Origin of the sequence: Paraburkholderia sp. Ac-20342 (assembly GCF_017104985.1) — a bacterium.
In the GTDB taxonomy this organism is placed as follows: domain Bacteria; phylum Pseudomonadota; class Gammaproteobacteria; order Burkholderiales; family Burkholderiaceae; genus Paraburkholderia.
The window spans coordinates 31538-46990 of sequence record NZ_JAAGPQ010000019.1 but is presented as its reverse complement, the minus strand read 5'-3'; the positions used below and the strand labels follow the sequence as shown (position 1 = coordinate 46990).

17 protein-coding genes are annotated in these 15453 nt (G+C 63.9%); 5 read left to right on the top strand and 12 right to left on the bottom strand.

Features of this window, described 5'->3' with window-relative positions:
* Positions 1 to 32: 32 nt before the first annotated feature.
* The 4 genes from G3N58_RS10560 to argG form a co-directional block, all read right to left on the bottom strand.
* Positions 33 to 305 (bottom strand): hypothetical protein, encoded by a 273-nt coding sequence (locus G3N58_RS10560; protein ID WP_167038145.1) that lies wholly within the window; start codon positions 303 to 305, stop codon positions 33 to 35.
* 294 nt (positions 306 to 599) lie between these two features.
* A complete protein-coding gene (locus tag G3N58_RS10555) occupies positions 600 to 1592 on the bottom strand; it encodes a sensor domain-containing diguanylate cyclase (protein ID WP_167038143.1) in 993 nt (330 codons plus the stop codon).
* A gap of 183 nt (positions 1593 to 1775) precedes the next feature.
* Positions 1776 to 1949: a hypothetical protein gene (locus tag G3N58_RS10550; RefSeq protein ID WP_205999121.1), complete on the bottom strand. Its 174-nt coding sequence runs from the start codon at positions 1947 to 1949 to the stop codon at positions 1776 to 1778.
* Positions 1950 to 2012: 63 nt separating this feature from the next.
* Entirely contained in the window at positions 2013 to 3347 is a 1335-nt protein-coding gene (argG, locus tag G3N58_RS10545) for an argininosuccinate synthase (RefSeq protein ID WP_167038140.1), read from the bottom strand.
* Between the two features lie 282 nt (positions 3348 to 3629).
* On the opposite strand from argG, the gene G3N58_RS10540 reads away from it, so the two are divergent.
* Positions 3630 to 4847, top strand: a complete 1218-nt coding sequence (locus G3N58_RS10540) for an amidohydrolase family protein (RefSeq protein WP_205999120.1) — start codon at positions 3630 to 3632, stop codon at positions 4845 to 4847.
* A 35-nt stretch (positions 4848 to 4882) separates the two neighbouring features.
* On the opposite strand, the gene phnX is transcribed toward G3N58_RS10540, so the two are convergent.
* Both phnX and G3N58_RS10530 read right to left on the bottom strand, forming a co-directional pair.
* The gene (phnX, locus tag G3N58_RS10535) at positions 4883 to 5686 is read right to left on the bottom strand and encodes a phosphonoacetaldehyde hydrolase (protein WP_205999119.1); all 804 of its coding nucleotides are present in this window, start codon (positions 5684 to 5686) and stop codon (positions 4883 to 4885) included.
* Positions 5687 to 5760: 74 nt separating this feature from the next.
* Positions 5761 to 7041 carry a 2-aminoethylphosphonate--pyruvate transaminase gene (locus G3N58_RS10530; RefSeq protein WP_205999118.1) on the bottom strand — a complete coding sequence of 427 codons (1281 nt, stop codon included), beginning with the start codon at positions 7039 to 7041 and terminating at the stop codon, positions 5761 to 5763.
* Positions 7042 to 7160: 119 nt separating this feature from the next.
* Between G3N58_RS10530 and G3N58_RS10525 the strand changes: the two genes are divergently transcribed.
* Positions 7161 to 8081 (top strand): LysR substrate-binding domain-containing protein, encoded by a 921-nt coding sequence (locus tag G3N58_RS10525; protein WP_205999117.1) that lies wholly within the window; start codon positions 7161 to 7163, stop codon positions 8079 to 8081.
* 83 nt (positions 8082 to 8164) lie between these two features.
* Here G3N58_RS10525 and G3N58_RS10520 read toward each other — a convergent pair whose 3' ends face one another.
* From G3N58_RS10520 to G3N58_RS10500, 5 genes are all read right to left on the bottom strand, one after another.
* On the bottom strand, positions 8165 to 8518 hold the full coding sequence (locus G3N58_RS10520) for a hypothetical protein (protein ID WP_205999116.1): 354 nt from the start codon (positions 8516 to 8518) through the stop codon (positions 8165 to 8167).
* A gap of 60 nt (positions 8519 to 8578) precedes the next feature.
* Positions 8579 to 8836: a hypothetical protein gene (locus tag G3N58_RS10515; RefSeq protein ID WP_205999115.1), complete on the bottom strand. Its 258-nt coding sequence runs from the start codon at positions 8834 to 8836 to the stop codon at positions 8579 to 8581.
* A gap of 60 nt (positions 8837 to 8896) precedes the next feature.
* On the bottom strand, positions 8897 to 9307 hold the full coding sequence (locus G3N58_RS10510; protein ID WP_205990608.1) for a hypothetical protein: 411 nt from the start codon (positions 9305 to 9307) through the stop codon (positions 8897 to 8899).
* 353 nt (positions 9308 to 9660) lie between these two features.
* A complete protein-coding gene (locus G3N58_RS10505) occupies positions 9661 to 10407 on the bottom strand; it encodes a glucose 1-dehydrogenase (protein WP_205999114.1) in 747 nt (248 codons plus the stop codon).
* On the bottom strand, positions 10404 to 10763 hold the full coding sequence (locus G3N58_RS10500) for a hypothetical protein (RefSeq protein WP_205999113.1): 360 nt from the start codon (positions 10761 to 10763) through the stop codon (positions 10404 to 10406). The genes G3N58_RS10505 and G3N58_RS10500 overlap by 4 nt, the downstream gene beginning before the upstream one ends.
* A 32-nt stretch (positions 10764 to 10795) precedes the next feature.
* Between G3N58_RS10500 and G3N58_RS10495 the strand changes: the two genes are divergently transcribed.
* Positions 10796 to 12157, top strand: a complete 1362-nt coding sequence (locus tag G3N58_RS10495; RefSeq protein WP_241017061.1) for an MFS transporter — start codon at positions 10796 to 10798, stop codon at positions 12155 to 12157.
* A gap of 272 nt (positions 12158 to 12429) precedes the next feature.
* Here G3N58_RS10495 and G3N58_RS10490 read toward each other — a convergent pair whose 3' ends face one another.
* Entirely contained in the window at positions 12430 to 13203 is a 774-nt protein-coding gene (locus G3N58_RS10490) for a sulfite exporter TauE/SafE family protein (protein WP_167038120.1), read from the bottom strand.
* 227 nt (positions 13204 to 13430) lie between these two features.
* Here G3N58_RS10490 and G3N58_RS10485 point away from each other — a divergent pair, with 227 nt between their 5' ends.
* Together G3N58_RS10485 and G3N58_RS10480 are read left to right on the top strand one after the other, a co-directional pair.
* Entirely contained in the window at positions 13431 to 14315 is an 885-nt protein-coding gene (locus G3N58_RS10485) for a LysR family transcriptional regulator (protein ID WP_167038118.1), read from the top strand.
* Between the two features lie 223 nt (positions 14316 to 14538).
* Positions 14539 to 15426, top strand: coding sequence for a LysR family transcriptional regulator (locus G3N58_RS10480; RefSeq protein ID WP_167282782.1), 888 nt, complete (start codon positions 14539 to 14541; stop codon positions 15424 to 15426).
* Positions 15427 to 15453 lie beyond the last annotated feature (27 nt).

Below are 15453 nucleotides of genomic sequence, written 5' to 3'. Positions count from 1 at the left end.
CCTGCGCTGTTCCGCCCCGGTTTTCCCGCGCTCTATTGACGCAATCTGAAACTCAATACCGCCTGCGCCGCGTCGAGATCGCCTCGCTCCTGGAGTCTTTCCGCGAGCAGTTCGCGAAACATCGGCAGCTTGTCTGCGTCGTGTTGCTGGCTGAACTCGCGCAACACCTCGGCAATTGCCGCATGCTGGCTTTCCGGCGTCAGCGTACTCGCGACGTACGAACTGCCGCGCGCCAATTCCAGCAGATAAAGCAACCGGCAATGCGTCTTCTCGGCTTGCCGGCCAGGTTTGCGTCCACGGGGCATCGTTATTGTTCGCAGCCGTTATTCATAAGGTTATCTCAACAGTGCAAGCTTAAGAAAACCTTATGACCGTTCGTGCAGCGGCAATTTGCGCGTACGATTTTGATCGTACGCATTAACGGGGAAGTAATGGGGAATGCGTTGCCTGCGATAGGCAGGCATGGTACGCATCGCCGGCCGGAAACGGGAAAACAGCGAACAGCAAGCGCAGGCAGCGCTCAAGGCAAGCCAACTGCGTGCCCGATCGTCAGGATCGCTGATGATCGGGCACGCCGCGCCGTACTATGGTTTTACGCTTTACGCCATCGTTACGCGGTTGCGCCCGCTATGCTTCGAGCGATACAACGCCTGATCCGCACTCGCGAAACCATCGCGATGCGCGGGCCGCGACGACTCCGTGATGCGCGTCAGCGACGCGCCCACGCTGACGGTCACGATGCCGAGCGGCGACGCGCCATGCTCGATCGCGAGGTCGGCGACACCACGGCGCAGCGCTTCGAGCGTGTCTTCGAGTTCGAACGCTCGCGCCTGCAGCACGAGCAGCCCGAACTCCTCGCCGCCCATGCGTCCGGCGACGATGCGCTCGTTGTCGGCGGCGGCCTGCATGACCGAGGCGACCTTGCGCAGACATTGATCGCCGGCCTGATGCCCGTACGTGTCGTTGTACTGCTTGAACCAGTCGACGTCGACCACCACCGAGCCCATTACGTCGCCCTCTTGCGCTTCTTTCCAGCGGCGCGCGATGCTGTCGAGCAGGAAGCGGCGGTTATAAAGCTGCGTGAGCGGATCGATCGCGGTGGCGGTGCGCATCTTCAGATCGTTTTCGATCATCGCGCGCAGATGGTAGAACACGCCGCGTTGCCCGGCATCGAGCCGGCCCGGCGACGGGTCCATCGCGCACAGCGCACCGACGATCTCGCCGTTCGGCGCGCGTAGCGCAATCGCCGCATAAAACCGCACGAACGGATGACGCCGCACGAGCATGCATTCGCGGAAGCGGTGGTCGTGATGCGCGTCTTCGATCACGAACAGATCGGCGTCGCGCACCGCATAGTCGGCGAGCGAGCAGGCGCGCGTGACGAGCGGCATCGCCATGCCGACTTCGGCGCGGTAATGCTCGTGCTCTTCGTCGAGCAGCACGATCGCGGTGATCGCCGCGCCGGTCACGCTCTTGAGAATCTCCGCCGCGTGCGTGAAGCATTCGCGCATTACCTGATCGTCATGCAACAGCCATTCGATGACCGAAGACTCCACCTCGGCTTCGCCGGTCGCGGGGGGCTCGATGGGCATCCGGCTGGCCAGGCGGTCGTTACTGTAAGCGAGTTGCACGGCAAGGTTCCAGAATGGGATTAGCTCATGTCAACGGCATAGGCCGGCGAAACTTGAGCGCCGATCGAGCGATCGCGAGAAAAGATGACGAGGGGGCGTGATTGCGCGAACCAGGCCTCGTTGCGAGGCGATTTCACGCCGTATTCAGCAGACAAATACGTCGTACGAAGCTGTCGTGCGGAGCCGCTTCGACGTCGCGGCGATCAGGCGGATCGATGAAAGATTGGCTGCGGAAAAACGCAGCAGCGAGGAGGCAAAAGCACGAACGGACGGCGGAAAAAAGAAAACGGGGAAGGACATCCCTTCCCCGTTCTTCACGAGCCTGCTCCGGATTGACGCCCGGATTTACTCTCGCACGGACTCGCGCATTGACTCTGGCAGTTACTCTTTATCCGACTTCACCTGCGGCAGCGCCGAGACGTCGTTCGACGACAGCAGACCCACCTGCGAGTAGATACGCAGCTTGTCGCGCGTATCGGTGATGTCGAGATTGCGCATGGTCAACTGACCGATGCGGTCGCGCGGCGAGAACGTCGACGCAACCTTCTCCATCGACAGACGCTCGGGCTGATACGTGAGGTTCGGCGACTTCGTGCTGAGGATCGAGTAGTCGTTGCCACGGCGCAGCTCGACCGTCACTTCGCCGGTGATTGCGCGCGCGACCCAGCGCTGTGCAGTTTCACGCAGCATGATCGCCTGCGGATCGAACCAGCGGCCCTGGTACAGCAGACGGCCGAGACGGCGGCCGTTTTCGCGGTACTGCTCGATCGTGTCTTCGTTATGGATGCCGGTAACGAGACGCTCGTACGCGATGTTCAGAAGCGCGAGGCCCGGAGCTTCGTAGATGCCGCGGCTCTTCGCCTCGATGATGCGGTTCTCGATCTGGTCGCTCATGCCGAGACCATGACGGCCGCCGATCCGGTTCGCTTCGAGCAGCAGCTCGACCGCGTTCGGGAACGTCTTGCCGTTCAGCGCGACCGGCTGGCCTTCCTCGAAGCGGACCGTCACTTCTTCCTTCGCGACCTGCACGTCGTCGCGCCAGAATGCGACGCCCATGATCGGGTTGACGATCTTGATGCCCGATTCGAGGCTTTCGAGGTCTTTCGCTTCGTGGGTCGCGCCGAGCAGGTTCGAGTCGGTCGAATACGCCTTCTCCGCCGACATCTTGTAGTCGAAGCCCGACTGGCGCATGAACTCGGACATTTCCGCGCGGCCGCCGAGTTCGTCGATAAACAGCTGGTCGAGCCAGGGCTTGTAGATTTTCAGGTCCGGGTTGACGAGCAGACCGTAGCGGTAGAAACGCTCGATGTCGTTGCCCTTGTACGTGCTGCCGTCGCCCCAGATGTTGACGCCGTCTTCCTTCATCGCGGCGACGAGCATCGTGCCCGTCACGGCGCGGCCGATCGGCGTCGTGTTGAAGTAGGTGACGCCCGCCGTCGAGATATGGAACGCGCCGCATTGCAGCGCCGCGATGCCTTCCGCGACCAGTTGCGCGCGGCAGTCGATCAGGCGCGCGCCTTCGGCGCCGTATTGCGTGGCGCGACGCGGGATCGAATCGTAGTCGTCTTCGTCGGGCTGACCGAGGTTGGCCGTGTAGGCATACGGCACGGCGCCCTTCTTGCGCATCCAGTGCAGCGCGGCGCTGGTGTCGAGGCCGCCGGAAAACGCGATACCGACCTTCTGGCCGATCGGAAGACTTTCAAGGATTGTGCTCATAAGCAGTAGCGTTAAACTCGACGTACGGGGAGATTGGGGGTAACAGCTGAGTATCGGGCAAGCCTGGCGATCAGGCAAGTTCGCGGGAGTATACCGTGAACAGGCGCTCAGCCTTGGTTTTTGCCCGCCGGCGGGGGCTTGCGCGGCCCGTATCGCCGTCTGTCCGTCGCGTCGCGAGCGGCCTGCGTTGCTTGCGCTTGAAACCGCTGTGCAATCGCTTTGTAGTCGCTTGGCAGCCGCTTTCATTGTCCCTGTCCTCACCCTCTTCCACTCGACGCCGCCATGACCACGACCGCCACGCCTCTCACGACGAACGCCTCGCTCATCACCAACGTGCGTCTTGCCGACGGCGCGCGCGTCGACGTATCGATTGCCGCCGGCCGCATCGCCGCGCTCGGTCCGGGCCTCGCGCGCGAACCCGGCATGCGGATCGAGGACGGTGCGGGCGCGCTGCTGCTGCCCGGTTTCGTCGAAGGCCATACGCATCTGGACAAGACCCACTGGGGCATGCGCTGGTATCGCAACGAGGTCGGCCCGAAGCTCACCGACCGTATCGAGAACGAACGGCGCTGGCGCGCGCAAAGCGGCCACGATGCGGGCGCGCAGTCGCTTGCGCTCGCGCGCGCGTTCATGCAGGCGGGCACGACGCGTTTGCGCACGCACGTCGATATCGATACCGACGCGGGTCTGCGTCATCTCGACGGCGTGCTCGCGACGCGTCAGACCCTGCGCGACGTGTTCGACCTGCAGATCGTCGCGTTTCCGCAATCGGGGCTGCTCGGCCGGCCGGGCACCGACGCGCTGCTCGATCGCGCGCTGGCCGCCGGCGCCGACGTGCTCGGCGCGCTCGACCCGGCGCTCATCGACGGCGATCCCGTGCAGTCGCTCGACCTGACGTTCGGCCTCGCGCAGCGGCATCAGAAGCCGATCGACATTCATCTGCACGAGCCGGGGGAAATCGGTGCGTTTACGCTCGGCCTGCTGCTCGATCGCGTCGCGGCGCTCGGCATGCAGGGGCAGGTGGTAGTCAGTCACGCGTTCTGTCTCGGCGCGCTGCCCGAGCGCGAACGCGATGCCCTGCTCGCGCGTCTCGCGGACCTGCGCGTCGCATTGCTGACCACCGCTCCGCCGTCGGTGCCGGTGCCGCCGCTCAAGGCGTGCCTCGAACAGGGCGTGACGCTGTTCGGCGGCAACGACGGCATCCGCGATACGTGGACACCCTACGGTTCACCCGACATGCTGGAACGCGCGATGCTGATCGCGATGCGCTACGGCCTGCGCCGCGACGACGACCTCGCGCTCGCGTTCGATTGCGTGAGCGGCGTGGCCGCGCGTGCGTGCGGATTCGAGTCGTATGGATTGCAAGCCGGTGCGCGCGCCGACCTCGTGCTGGTCGACGCGGACACGCTCGCGCATGCGATCGTCGCGCGGCCGGTGCGCAAGCTCGTCATGGCCAACGGCAAGGTGGTCGCGCGCGATGGCGCGCTGGTTGCTCAGTAGACGCGCAGCAGGTCCAGTTCAGCGCGGAGAAAACCTCAGGGCCGCTCGCCACGCGCGAGCCGCGCGTCGATTTCGTGCACGACCGGCAGCAGATCGGCCACGCTGTCGATCACGTAATGCGCGCCCGCCGCCTTGAGCTTGCCGATCGCGGCGTGACGGCGCGCGGCGAACTCGTCGGCGGACAGTGCCTTCACTTCCGCTTCGCTCATGCCGAACGCGTTGCCGCTCACCGCGACGCCGACCGCCCACGTGCCGCCGTTGATGCCCTCTTCGATGCCGACCTCGGTATCGTCGACCTTGATCGTCTCGCGCGCGCGCCATACGCCCAGTTGCGGCAAGGTCTTGTAGATCATGTACGGCGACGGCCGCCCTTCCGGCGTATCGCCGGTGCAGACGATGCTGTCCGGCGAGAAGCCCTGCGCGGCCGCGCCCGGCACGATTTGGTCGATGATCTCGCGCGTATAGCCGGTGGTCGTGCCGATGCGCACGCCGTCGTGACGCAATGCGCTCGCGACTTCGGCGACGCCGGGAATCACCGCGCTATAGCTGGCCGCGACCGCGATGTTCTTCGGCACGAACACGTCGTACACGGCATCGATATCGGCCTCGCCCGGCGCGTGGCCGTAGCGCTCGGCCCAGGCTTGCGCGACGCGCGGCAGCGCCATCAGCGCCGCGATATGCGGGCGCTTGGCCATGCCCATCGGGCCGCGCGCTTCGTCGATCGTGACCGGCACGCCGAACTGCGCGAAGGTTTCGACGAATGCACCCATCGGCGCGCGCGAACCGTAATCGACCACTGTGCCGGCCCAATCGAAAATCACCGCTTTAACGTGCTTCATCTTTCCCGATCCTTTGCAATCCGAATGTGTTGCGCGAGTGCCGCACAAGTGCCTGTTGCACCTGTTGTGCCTGTTTACGCGGCCTGCGCGAGTTGCTTGCGTTCTTCGAGCGCGGCGGCCGGCGGCGCCGCGTGCGGCACGCCCATCGTGCGCAGCGCCTGCGCACAGGCGTCGACGACGCGGCGCATCACGGACGCGTCGACCTGGCCGATGCAGCCGATGCGGAAACTGTCCACCACCGTCAGCTTGCCTGGATAGATGATGAAGCCCTGCTGCTTCATCAGTTCGTAAAACTGGGCGAATTCGAACGACGGATGGGCCGGCGAGAAAAACGTCACGATGATCGGCGAGCGCCAGTGCGCATTGAGCAGCGGCTCGAAGCCGAGCCCCTGCATGCCGGCGACCAGCACGTCGCGATTGTTCTCGTAGCGCGCGAGCCGAGCCGGCTGTCCGCCTTCGAGCGCGTAAAGACGCAGCGCCTCGATAAATGCCGCGACCGTATGCGTGGGCGGCGTGAAGCGCCATTGGCCCGTGCGGTTCATCACGTCCCATTGATCGTGCAGGTCGAGCGCGAGCGAATGGCTGCGGCCCTTCGCTTCCTGCAACGCGCTCTTGCGCGCGATCACGAAGCCGAAGCCCGGCACGCCCTCGATGCACTTGTTCGCCGACGAGACGAACGCCTCGCAGACGATCTGCCGCACGTCGAGCGGCACCGCGCCGAAGGCGCTCATCGAGTCGATCAGCAGCTTGCGGCCTTTCTTCGCGACGGCGGCCGCGATTTCTTCGAGCGGGTTCAGGATGCCCGAACTGGTTTCACAATGAATCGCGACGACGTGCGTGATCGACGGATCGGCGTCGAGCATGCGCTCCACCTCGATGCCGCGCGGCGGCAGATAGTCACCCTTGTCGAGCAACGTGCAGGCGCGGCCGAGATAGCCGAGCGTCGTCGCCGCGCGCTTGCCGTAGGCGCCGTTCGCGAGCACGAGCGCGTGGCCGTCGCGCGGGATCAGGCTGCCGAGCATCGCTTCGACGCAGTAGCTACCGCTGCCTTGCAGCGGCACGCAGTCGTACTCGCCCGCGGTGTCGCCGGCAATTTCGAGCAGGCTCGCGCGCAGCTGCGCGGTCATCGCGCGGAAGTCGCCGTCCCACGAGCCCCAGTCGCGCAGCATCGCCTGCCTGGTCGCGAGCGCCGTAGTCAGCGGCCCCGGCGTCAGCAGATAGGGCTCACCGCCGGCCGGCGCGGCGCAGGCGTTTTGAGCGCGGGTGGCCGACGGCGCTGCCGGCGTGCCTGCCGGTGACGCCGGTTGTGCCGACGTGGCTGCTGCCGCTGCTGAACCGCCGATCACGCTTTCCATGTCCGCCACTCCGCTAGAACTGATGTCGATAGCCGACACAGTATAGAAAGCCTGTCCATCGGTAAAATCGATATAATTGATAGAGGTATCGCTAAAACTTATTCGATGGCGAGGCACACGTGCAATATGCGCAATTACGGGCGTTTCATGCGGTCGCGGAACATGGCGGGTTTTCGAAGGCGGCGCAGGCGTTGTCGCTGACGCAGCCGGCCGTGTCGGATCACGTGCGGCGGCTCGAACAGGATTACGGCGTCAAGCTGTTCGAGCGCGGGCCGCGCGGCGTCGCCACGACGGAACTCGGCTTGCGGCTTTTCAGCGTAACGCGGCAGATGCTCAGCTGCGAGCGCGACGCGCGGCAATTACTCGAATCGGCGGGCGGGCTCGAATCGGGCTCGCTTTCGCTCGTCGCCGACGCGCCCGATCTCGCGGTCGCGCTGATCGGCGCGTTTCGCAAGCAGCACCCGGGCATCGTCGTGACGCTGTCGGTCGCCAATGCGGCCGAGTGCATGCAGCGCGTGCTGTCGAGCGCGGTCGACGCGGCGATCACCGCCGCGCCGCAGGTGCATAGCCGGCTCGAAGCGCGCGTGTTGCGGCGCGACCCGCTCGTCGCGATGGTGCCGGCCGGCTACGCGGTCGCAAAAAAGCGCCGGCTCAGCTACGCGGAACTCGTCAGGCAGCCGATGATTTTCCGCGAGCCGCAATCGGTCACGCAGCAACTGCTCGAAATCGAACTCGTGCGCGAGTCGTTGCAGGTCGAGCCGGTGCTTTACGTCGACGGGCGCGAGGCGCTGGAAGAAGCGGTCGCGCAAGGCATGGGCGTCGGCGTGATCGCGCGCGCGGAATTCAAGGAGTCGCGGCGCATCCGGATGGTGCCGCTACAGGATTGCCAGGTGCAGATGACCGAATCGCTGACGCGGCTCGCCGAACGGCCGGGCTCGAATCTGCTCGATGCGTTGTTTGCGGTGGAGTTGGCGGGGGCGGTCGAGGGGGAGCCGGAGTCGATTAAGGCCGATTCCACGCTGGTGCCGCATAGTTCGTAAAATTTCTGTGCGCTGGAAAGACGGACAGCAAAAAGCCGACCCGCGAGAGTCGGCTTTTCGTTGATAGGCATGCGAATGGTGAACTACCGATACTCGTCAATCTCAAGTGTCTCGAACTCGACAGCCAACTCCGCGCCGGCCGTTGCAAGGATTATCGCGACCTGGCGCCCCGGCGTGTCAGAAAAGCGCTCGCTTTTCGAAAGCATGGCAAGTGCGAGGTCGTAATTCGTATCCTCCGGCTTGAGAAGCTTTAACTCGAAGACAATGTTATTGGATACGCTGAAATGTTCAACGGTGCAGCGACTGGTTCCGCTAAAAGTGGCGGTTGCCCGCTTCCCGTCATCTTCCAGCAGGACAATGAGTTTGTGCCTGTCGCGAACGGCAAGAGCACTGATATTCCAGTCGTGGAAGTAGTTGAATTGAGTTAACTTGTCCATCAAACCAATCCCTTTTCAAGGCAGCCGGGAATACTCATTGAACGACAAACAGAAAACGCGCTAAGGCGCTGGCGTGACCGAAATGAACTGCTTCAACTCCGGCTTGTATTCAGCCAGCACGCTCAGAATGGCCGCACCGAAACGACGTGCGAATTCGTCGTCAATGTTGAAATCGAACTCTTCCAGCAGCACGGGAATATCCAGTTTCCCCTCACACAGGGGACGTACCTCAGCCTCGGCGACAGCATTGCACACCAGCATTTTTTGCTCGGTATCGTAACGAACGACAATCGAACTGGGGGTTCTTTGCTTGCTCATATTGGTCTCGTGTATCCCATGCAAGTGTTGGCATGGCTTGACGCACATTCAACGTAACCGCTACTGCCTCGTACAACACTTGTTAGGGCAGTCAGGCTCAAACGAGATTTCAACGCGCCGACCGTTTTCGACATCGTTCTTCGAATAGACTCGTGAACTTGCCTTTACCGTTCCACGCAAGAAGCCAAATTGATCGAGCACGGCTCTACCCGCTATCAGGCGCGCTTGGGCCAATTGCGCTGGATTCCGTTCGCGTTCCTCAGCATGCCCGCTTACCCACGTTATTTCTTTGGTTTTGTGATTCGCGTAGGTAATCTTTTGATCGGCTACCCAGTTGACTAGTCGTAAAACCTCATCGGCGAGAATAATCGCGCTATCTGGCGGGAAATAGATATCGAAATTCTCGCCAGGCATACATGCGAAAACGGATCCCGATATCAGCATCGAAAGAATGGCATAGAGCTTATGCATTGTAGGTGACATATCCGGCGATGCTGTCAGCGTTATCGATTGCTCTTTTAAAGTCATTCCGGCAAAACATGAGGACTCCGCTGCACAGCAGCTTTCGGGCGAAACGCTGATCGTAGCAGTTCATAGGCACCCAGCGGTACATCTACAACGAGCCTTGACAACTTTTAACTTCGCATAGGAATGCGATTGGTTTTTGATCTGTGCCAAGGCGAATTTGATATATCGCAAACACGCAAAGCAAACGACAAACCCAACGACAAACGGCGCGGCCTTCCCCACTTCAGGCCACGCCGCTCGCAACGAGCGTTACATCCAATCAAACCAACGCCAAATCAATACCCCGCCCCCCCACCTCACCGCAGCCCGCCACTCGCGATCAACGATTCCCCCGTCAACCAGCGCGAATCGTCCGAGGCGAGGAACGTCACGACATCGGCGATATCGTCGGGCCGGCCGATGCGTCCGAGCGGCGTTGCGCTGAGCGTCCACGTTTCGAGGTCGGAGCCGATCACGCCGGCGCTATGCGCGCCCTCGGTCTCGACCATGCCCGGATTAACCGCGTTGACGCGAATCCTGCGCGGGCCGAGTTCCTTCGCGAGCACGCCCGTGATGCCGTCGACCGCGCTCTTGGTCGCCGTATAGACCGCACTGCCCGACGGCGTGATACGGCTCACGATCGAGCCCACGTTGACGATGCTCGCGCCCTCGCCGAGATGCTTGACGGCCGCCTGGGTCACGAGCAGCAGACCGAGCACGTTGATATTGAAGTGGCGATGAAAATGCTCCTCAGTGATCGCTTCGATCGGCGCGAATTCATAGACGCCCGAGTTGTTGACGAGGATATCGAGCCGGCCATACGTCTCGACGGCCGCATCGACAATGCTCTGCGCGTCCGCAGCCTTCGACACGTCGCCGCCGACGGCGACCGCCTTGCCGCCCCCTTCGGCGATGTCGGCGACCACCTTGTCGGCGCCCGCGCGGCTCGACGCGTAGTTCACCACCACCGACGCGCCCTGCGCCGCCAATGCCTTCGCAATCGCCGCACCGATGCCTTTCGATGCGCCCGTCACAACCGCTACCTTGCCAGTGAGCTTGCTCATGATGTGTCCTCTGAAGGGTTCGCGCCGGCGTGCCGCTGCGGGAAACCGCAGGGTCCACGCCGATGAAGCTGCCAATGCAGTAGCGCTGTCATTGAACACAATGTAGGTAGCGCGGCGAGCCGGATAAAGCGAATCGAGCCGAACAGATACGCCGGTTGCGGCGAACAATCGACCAGGCAACCAGCCGGCTTGCGCCGGATCGCATCATTGACTCGAGCCTGATGGCCATTGTTTTCCGCTTTGCGCGTCCAGCCGATGCTTCTATAATCGTCCCATCTGTAAATCGTCGTTTCACATATAAAACAAAAGACGCTTATCCCTTCGAGCCGCCATTCGGCGAATCCCATCGAATCCATCGCGCTCGCCGTCTTCTGAACGAGAACCTGTCATGTCTGCCTTGCGCCCCACCCGTGTGCGTTACTGGATGCTGTTGCTGGTGTTCGTCGGCACCGTCGTCAACTATCTCGACCGCGCGAATCTCGCCGTCGCCGCGCCGCTGATGAAAAACGAGTTCGGGCTCGGCCCGGTCGAACTGGGCTTTATCTTCTCCGCGTATTCGTGGACCTACGTGATCGCGAACATTCCGGGCGGCTGGGTCGTCGACCGTTTCGGCTCGCGCGTGATGTATGCGTGCGCGATCTTCATCTGGTCCGCATTCACGTTCGCACAGGGTTTCGCGGGTCGCTTCGCGACGCTGTTCGGTTTGCGCCTCGGCGTGGGCGTCGCCGAAGCGCCGACCTTTCCGGTCAACAATCGCGTCGTCTCGATCTGGTTCGCGCAGCACGAGCGCGGCTTCGCGACGAGTGTCTATCTGGTCGGGCAGTACGTCGGCATGGCGGCGCTCACGCCGCTGCTGTTCTGGATCGCGCATCGCTTCGGATGGCGCGAGATTTTTCTGTTCACGGGCGTGCTCGGCATCGTCTGGGCCGCGGTCTGGTACGCGATGTATCGGGACCCGGAGCACAGCCGGTGCGTCAATGCGGCCGAGCTCGACTATCTGCGCGAAGGCGGCGCGCTGATCGACCGTCAGACCGGCACGCGGCAACATCACGCGTTTCCGTGGCGCAAGCTCGGTGTGCTGTTTCGCAACCGGCAGATCATCGCGATCTGCGCGGGCAAGTTCGCCTCGCTATCGTCGCTGTATTTCTTCCTGACGTGGTTCCCGACCTATCTGATCTCCGAGCGCCACATGACGATACTGAAGGCCGGCAGCGCGAGCGCGGTGCCGTTCGTCGCGGCGTCGGTCGGCGTGGTCGCGGGCGGGCTGTTATCGGACTGGCTGCTGCGGCGTGGCGCCTCGGTCGCGACCGCGCGCAAGACGCCGATCATGACGGGCCTGCTGCTCGTGCCGACGATGACGCTCGCGGTGCTGACCGACACCAACTGGATCGTGATCGCGATCATGTCGTTCGCGTTCTTCGCGCAGGGTGTCGCGTCGGCCTCGTGGTCGCTCGTCGCCGACATCGCGCCCGAAGGCATGGTCGGCATCACGGGCGGCGCGGTCAATTTCGCGGGCAACCTGTCGGGCATCGTGACGCCGATCGCGATCGGCTTCATCGTGCGCGCGACCGGTTCGTTCGGCTGGGCGCTCGGGCTCATCAGCCTGTTCGCGATCATTGCCGTGCTGTGCTACACGTTCCTGCTCGGCGAGGTGAAGCGGATCGAGATTGGAGATGAGCGGCGCAATGCAACTGACAATGCGGGGCCGCGTGACGCCGCGCGGGATTCGGCTGATGAAACGCGTGTGTGAGGCGAGTCCACGGTGGTGAGTCAACGCGGATGAAGTGAAGCCGGTTGAAGTTGCCAGGGTATGCCAACGAGTGCCGATGCGTGCCGATACGCAACATGCGCAACGTGCACATCATGCGCACCGGCGCTCGGCAAGCCACACCGCCGCTCACCGCCTGCGCATGAGCGCAATCTGCACGGCCACGCTCGCGAACACCGCGAGCGCGCCGAGCGTATCCAGAATAACGGGCCACACGATCTCCCTCCTTCGATATCCACTGCGCTCCTGTCTTGTCAAACGAACGCGCGCGCGGTCAATTGAACGCCGAGGCCGAGCAGACAGACGAAGAACCAGCGCCGGAAACTCGCCGCGCCGATGCGTCCGCGCACGCGCTGGCCGAGCCACATGCCGACGAGCGCCGGCAGCACGGCGGCAAGCGAGTTGCCCAGATCGTCGAGCGCGAATGCATGCGCGCCGGCGAGTCCGATCGCGAGTGCGAGCGTCGACACCGTGAACGACAGTCCGAGCGCCTGCACGAGGTCCTCTTTTTTCAGGTCGAGCCCCTGCAGATAGGGGACGGCCGGCACGACGAACACGCCGGTTCCACCGGTCAGCACACCGGTCGCCACGCCGATCACGGGCGAGAGCCAGCGCTCGTGGCGCGCCGGCACCGGAAAGCGCCACGCGAGCAGGCCGGCCGCCGCATAGAGCATCAAGGCGGCGCCGAGTCCCGCGACCGCCCATGCGCCGCCTCCGCCCGCGATGAACGGCGCGGCCACGAGCGTGCCGACGACGATGCCGGCCATCATCGGCCAGAGGCGCTGCGCGAGCGCGCGCACGCTCGCTCCCGCGAACAGTTGCCACATGTTCGTGACGAACGACGGCAACAGCAGCAGCGCGGCCGCCTGCGCCGGCAGCATCAGCGTGCCGAGCACGCCCATCGCGACCGTCGGCAGCCCCATGCCCGTTACGCCCTTGACGAAGCCGGCCACGACGAAGGTGACGGCCACGGTGCCGACACGCGCGACGACAGGCAGGGCAAGCAGCGGCGCAAACGAAGAGGCCATCGGCGGAATTCCGTTGAAGAAGCGATGCTGGCGATTTTCAAGCGCCGCAACGCGCTCCACAATACGTAAGATACGTAGCGTGGCTTAGTCTGGGGCTAAGGCAGAAGCTCAAGCTGAAACGCTGAAGCTTTAGCGATGCCGTGCTGAAGCCAGCGCCCCGGATCGAACCACCCCAACGCTTCGAGCTTCACCCACCCTCTCTCGCGGCTTGCCCCGCCCCCTCGCCCATGCGCTTCGACCTCATCGATCTGCGGCTCTTTCTGCACATTCTCGATACCGGCAGCATCACGCACGGCGCCGCGCGCACGCATATGTCGCTGCCGTCGGCGAGCGCTCGGCTGCGCGGCATGGAAGAAACGCTCGGCATGCCGCTGCTCGAACGCGGCCGCCGTGGCGTCGAGTCGACACCGACCGGCGACACGCTCGCGCATCATGCGCGGCTCGTGCTCGGCCAGATCGACAGAATGCAGGGCGAGCTCGGCGAGCATCAGCAAGGACGCAAGGCATGCATCCGGCTGTGGACCAATACCGCGGCGATCACCGAGTTTCTGCCGTCCGCGATCGGGGTTTTTCTGCGCGAGCATCCGAACGTGCAGGTCGATCTGAAGGAGCGCCAGAGCAGCGAGACGGTCAAGGCGGTGCTGAGCGGCACGGCGGAGATCGGCATCGTCTCCGATGCGGTCGAGCACGGGGCCTTGCAAACGCTGCCGTTCGCGGTCGACACACTCGTGCTCGTCACGAGCCGCGACGATGCGCTGGCCGCGCGCCGGCGCGTCGCGCTCGCGGAAGTGACGGAGCGTGAGTTCATCGGCCTGAGCGCGGACAGCGCGCTGCAAACCTATCTCGGCGAACGCGCGTTGCTGGCCGGCCAGGCGCTCGCGTTCCGCGCGAACGTGCGCACTTTCGACGGCGTTTGCCGCATGGTCGAACAGGGCGCGGGCATCGGCATCGTGCCGGCCACGGCCGCGAAGCGCTATCGTGGCACACCGGGTATTCGCACAATCGAACTGAGCGATCCGTGGGCCACGCGCCGTTTGCTGATCTGCATGCGCGACCTGAATACGATGCCGCGCGCGGAAAAAGCCTTGGTCCGGCATCTGGCGGGCATCTAGCGAACCTGCTTCGCATCGCTTCAGACGATGCGCGGCCGCGCTCGCGATTTCACGGCTATTGCTATCATTCGTTGCCGTCCCGGACCGCTGCACCGGGAGCACGGGCGGGCATGCTCAAGCGTGCTCGGGCACCAGCAGGCGTAAGCAGGCACAAGCAGGCACGCCCAGACAGACAAAAAGGAAACACACCCGGCATGCCGTCCGGCACGCACGAGAGGTATGCATGGAATTTCGCCAGCTTCGCTACTTCATCGCGGTCGCAGAGGAAATGAACATCACGCGGGCGGCCAACCGTCTGCATATGACGCAGCCGCCGCTCTCGCGGCAGATCCAGCAGATCGAGGAAAGCGTGGGCCTGCCGCTCTTCGAGCGCGGCTCGCGGCCCTTGCGGCTCACCGAGGCCGGGCGCATTTTCTACACCCAGGCGAAACGGCTCGTCGACGAAGCCGACGAACTCGCGCCGCTCACGCGCCGGCTCGCGCAGCTGGCCGAGCGCATCGTGATCGGCTTCGTGCCGTCGACGCTCTATGGCGCCCTGCCCGCCGTGATCCGCGCGTTTCGCGAGGCCGCGCCGAATATCGAGCTCTCGCTGATCGAAATGTTCACGATCGAGCAACTGGCCGCGCTCAAGGGCGGCCGTATCGACGTGGGCTTCGGCCGTCTGCGTTTCGACGACGAACAGCTCGCGCGCGAAGTGCTCGTCGAGGAACGCATGATCGCCGCACTGCCGCAAGACCATCCGCTCGCGCGGCAAAAGAAGCCGTTAACGCTCGCGGCGCTGGCTCAGGAAACGCTGATCGTCTATCCGAGCACGCCGCGGCCGAGCTATGCCGACCAGCAGCTTTCGGCGATGCACGATCAGGCGCTCGAACCGAAGGCGATTCATGAAGTGCGCGAATTGCAGACCGCGCTCGGTCTCGTCGCGGCGCAGGTGGGCGTGTGCCTCGTGCCGGAGAGCGTCGAGGGGCTGCGCGCGCATGGCGTCGCGTACCGGCAGATTCCGTCGGCCAATGCCGCGTCGCCGATCATCATGAGCCGCCGTCTGCAGGACGAATCGCCCGCGACGACGCTCATGTGCTCGCTCGCGCGGCAGTTGTTCAAGCGGAGCTAAGGGTCAACTGAGGGTCAACCGGGGGCC

Coding starts and splice junctions, on each gene's coding strand:
- G3N58_RS10485 (WP_167038118.1), top strand. CDS start 13,431: ATGCGCTTCGACCTCATCGATCTGCGGCTCTTTCTGCACATTCTCGAT.
- G3N58_RS10505 (WP_205999114.1), bottom strand. CDS start 10,407: ATGAGCAAGCTCACTGGCAAGGTAGCGGTTGTGACGGGCGCATCGAAA.
- G3N58_RS10490 (WP_167038120.1), bottom strand. CDS start 13,203: ATGGCCTCTTCGTTTGCGCCGCTGCTTGCCCTGCCTGTCGTCGCGCGT.
- G3N58_RS10540 (WP_205999120.1), top strand. CDS start 3,630: ATGACCACGACCGCCACGCCTCTCACGACGAACGCCTCGCTCATCACC.
- G3N58_RS10530 (WP_205999118.1), bottom strand. CDS start 7,041: ATGGAAAGCGTGATCGGCGGTTCAGCAGCGGCAGCAGCCACGTCGGCA.
- G3N58_RS10480 (WP_167282782.1), top strand. CDS start 14,539: ATGGAATTTCGCCAGCTTCGCTACTTCATCGCGGTCGCAGAGGAAATG.
- G3N58_RS10510 (WP_205990608.1), bottom strand. CDS start 9,307: ATGCATAAGCTCTATGCCATTCTTTCGATGCTGATATCGGGATCCGTT.
- G3N58_RS10555 (WP_167038143.1), bottom strand. CDS start 1,592: ATGCCCATCGAGCCCCCCGCGACCGGCGAAGCCGAGGTGGAGTCTTCG.
- argG (WP_167038140.1), bottom strand. CDS start 3,347: ATGAGCACAATCCTTGAAAGTCTTCCGATCGGCCAGAAGGTCGGTATC.
- G3N58_RS10515 (WP_205999115.1), bottom strand. CDS start 8,836: ATGAGCAAGCAAAGAACCCCCAGTTCGATTGTCGTTCGTTACGATACC.
- G3N58_RS10500 (WP_205999113.1), bottom strand. CDS start 10,763: ATGGATTCGATGGGATTCGCCGAATGGCGGCTCGAAGGGATAAGCGTC.
- G3N58_RS10520 (WP_205999116.1), bottom strand. CDS start 8,518: ATGGACAAGTTAACTCAATTCAACTACTTCCACGACTGGAATATCAGT.
- phnX (WP_205999119.1), bottom strand. CDS start 5,686: ATGAAGCACGTTAAAGCGGTGATTTTCGATTGGGCCGGCACAGTGGTC.
- G3N58_RS10495 (WP_241017061.1), top strand. CDS start 10,796: ATGTCTGCCTTGCGCCCCACCCGTGTGCGTTACTGGATGCTGTTGCTG.
- G3N58_RS10560 (WP_167038145.1), bottom strand. CDS start 305: ATGCCCCGTGGACGCAAACCTGGCCGGCAAGCCGAGAAGACGCATTGC.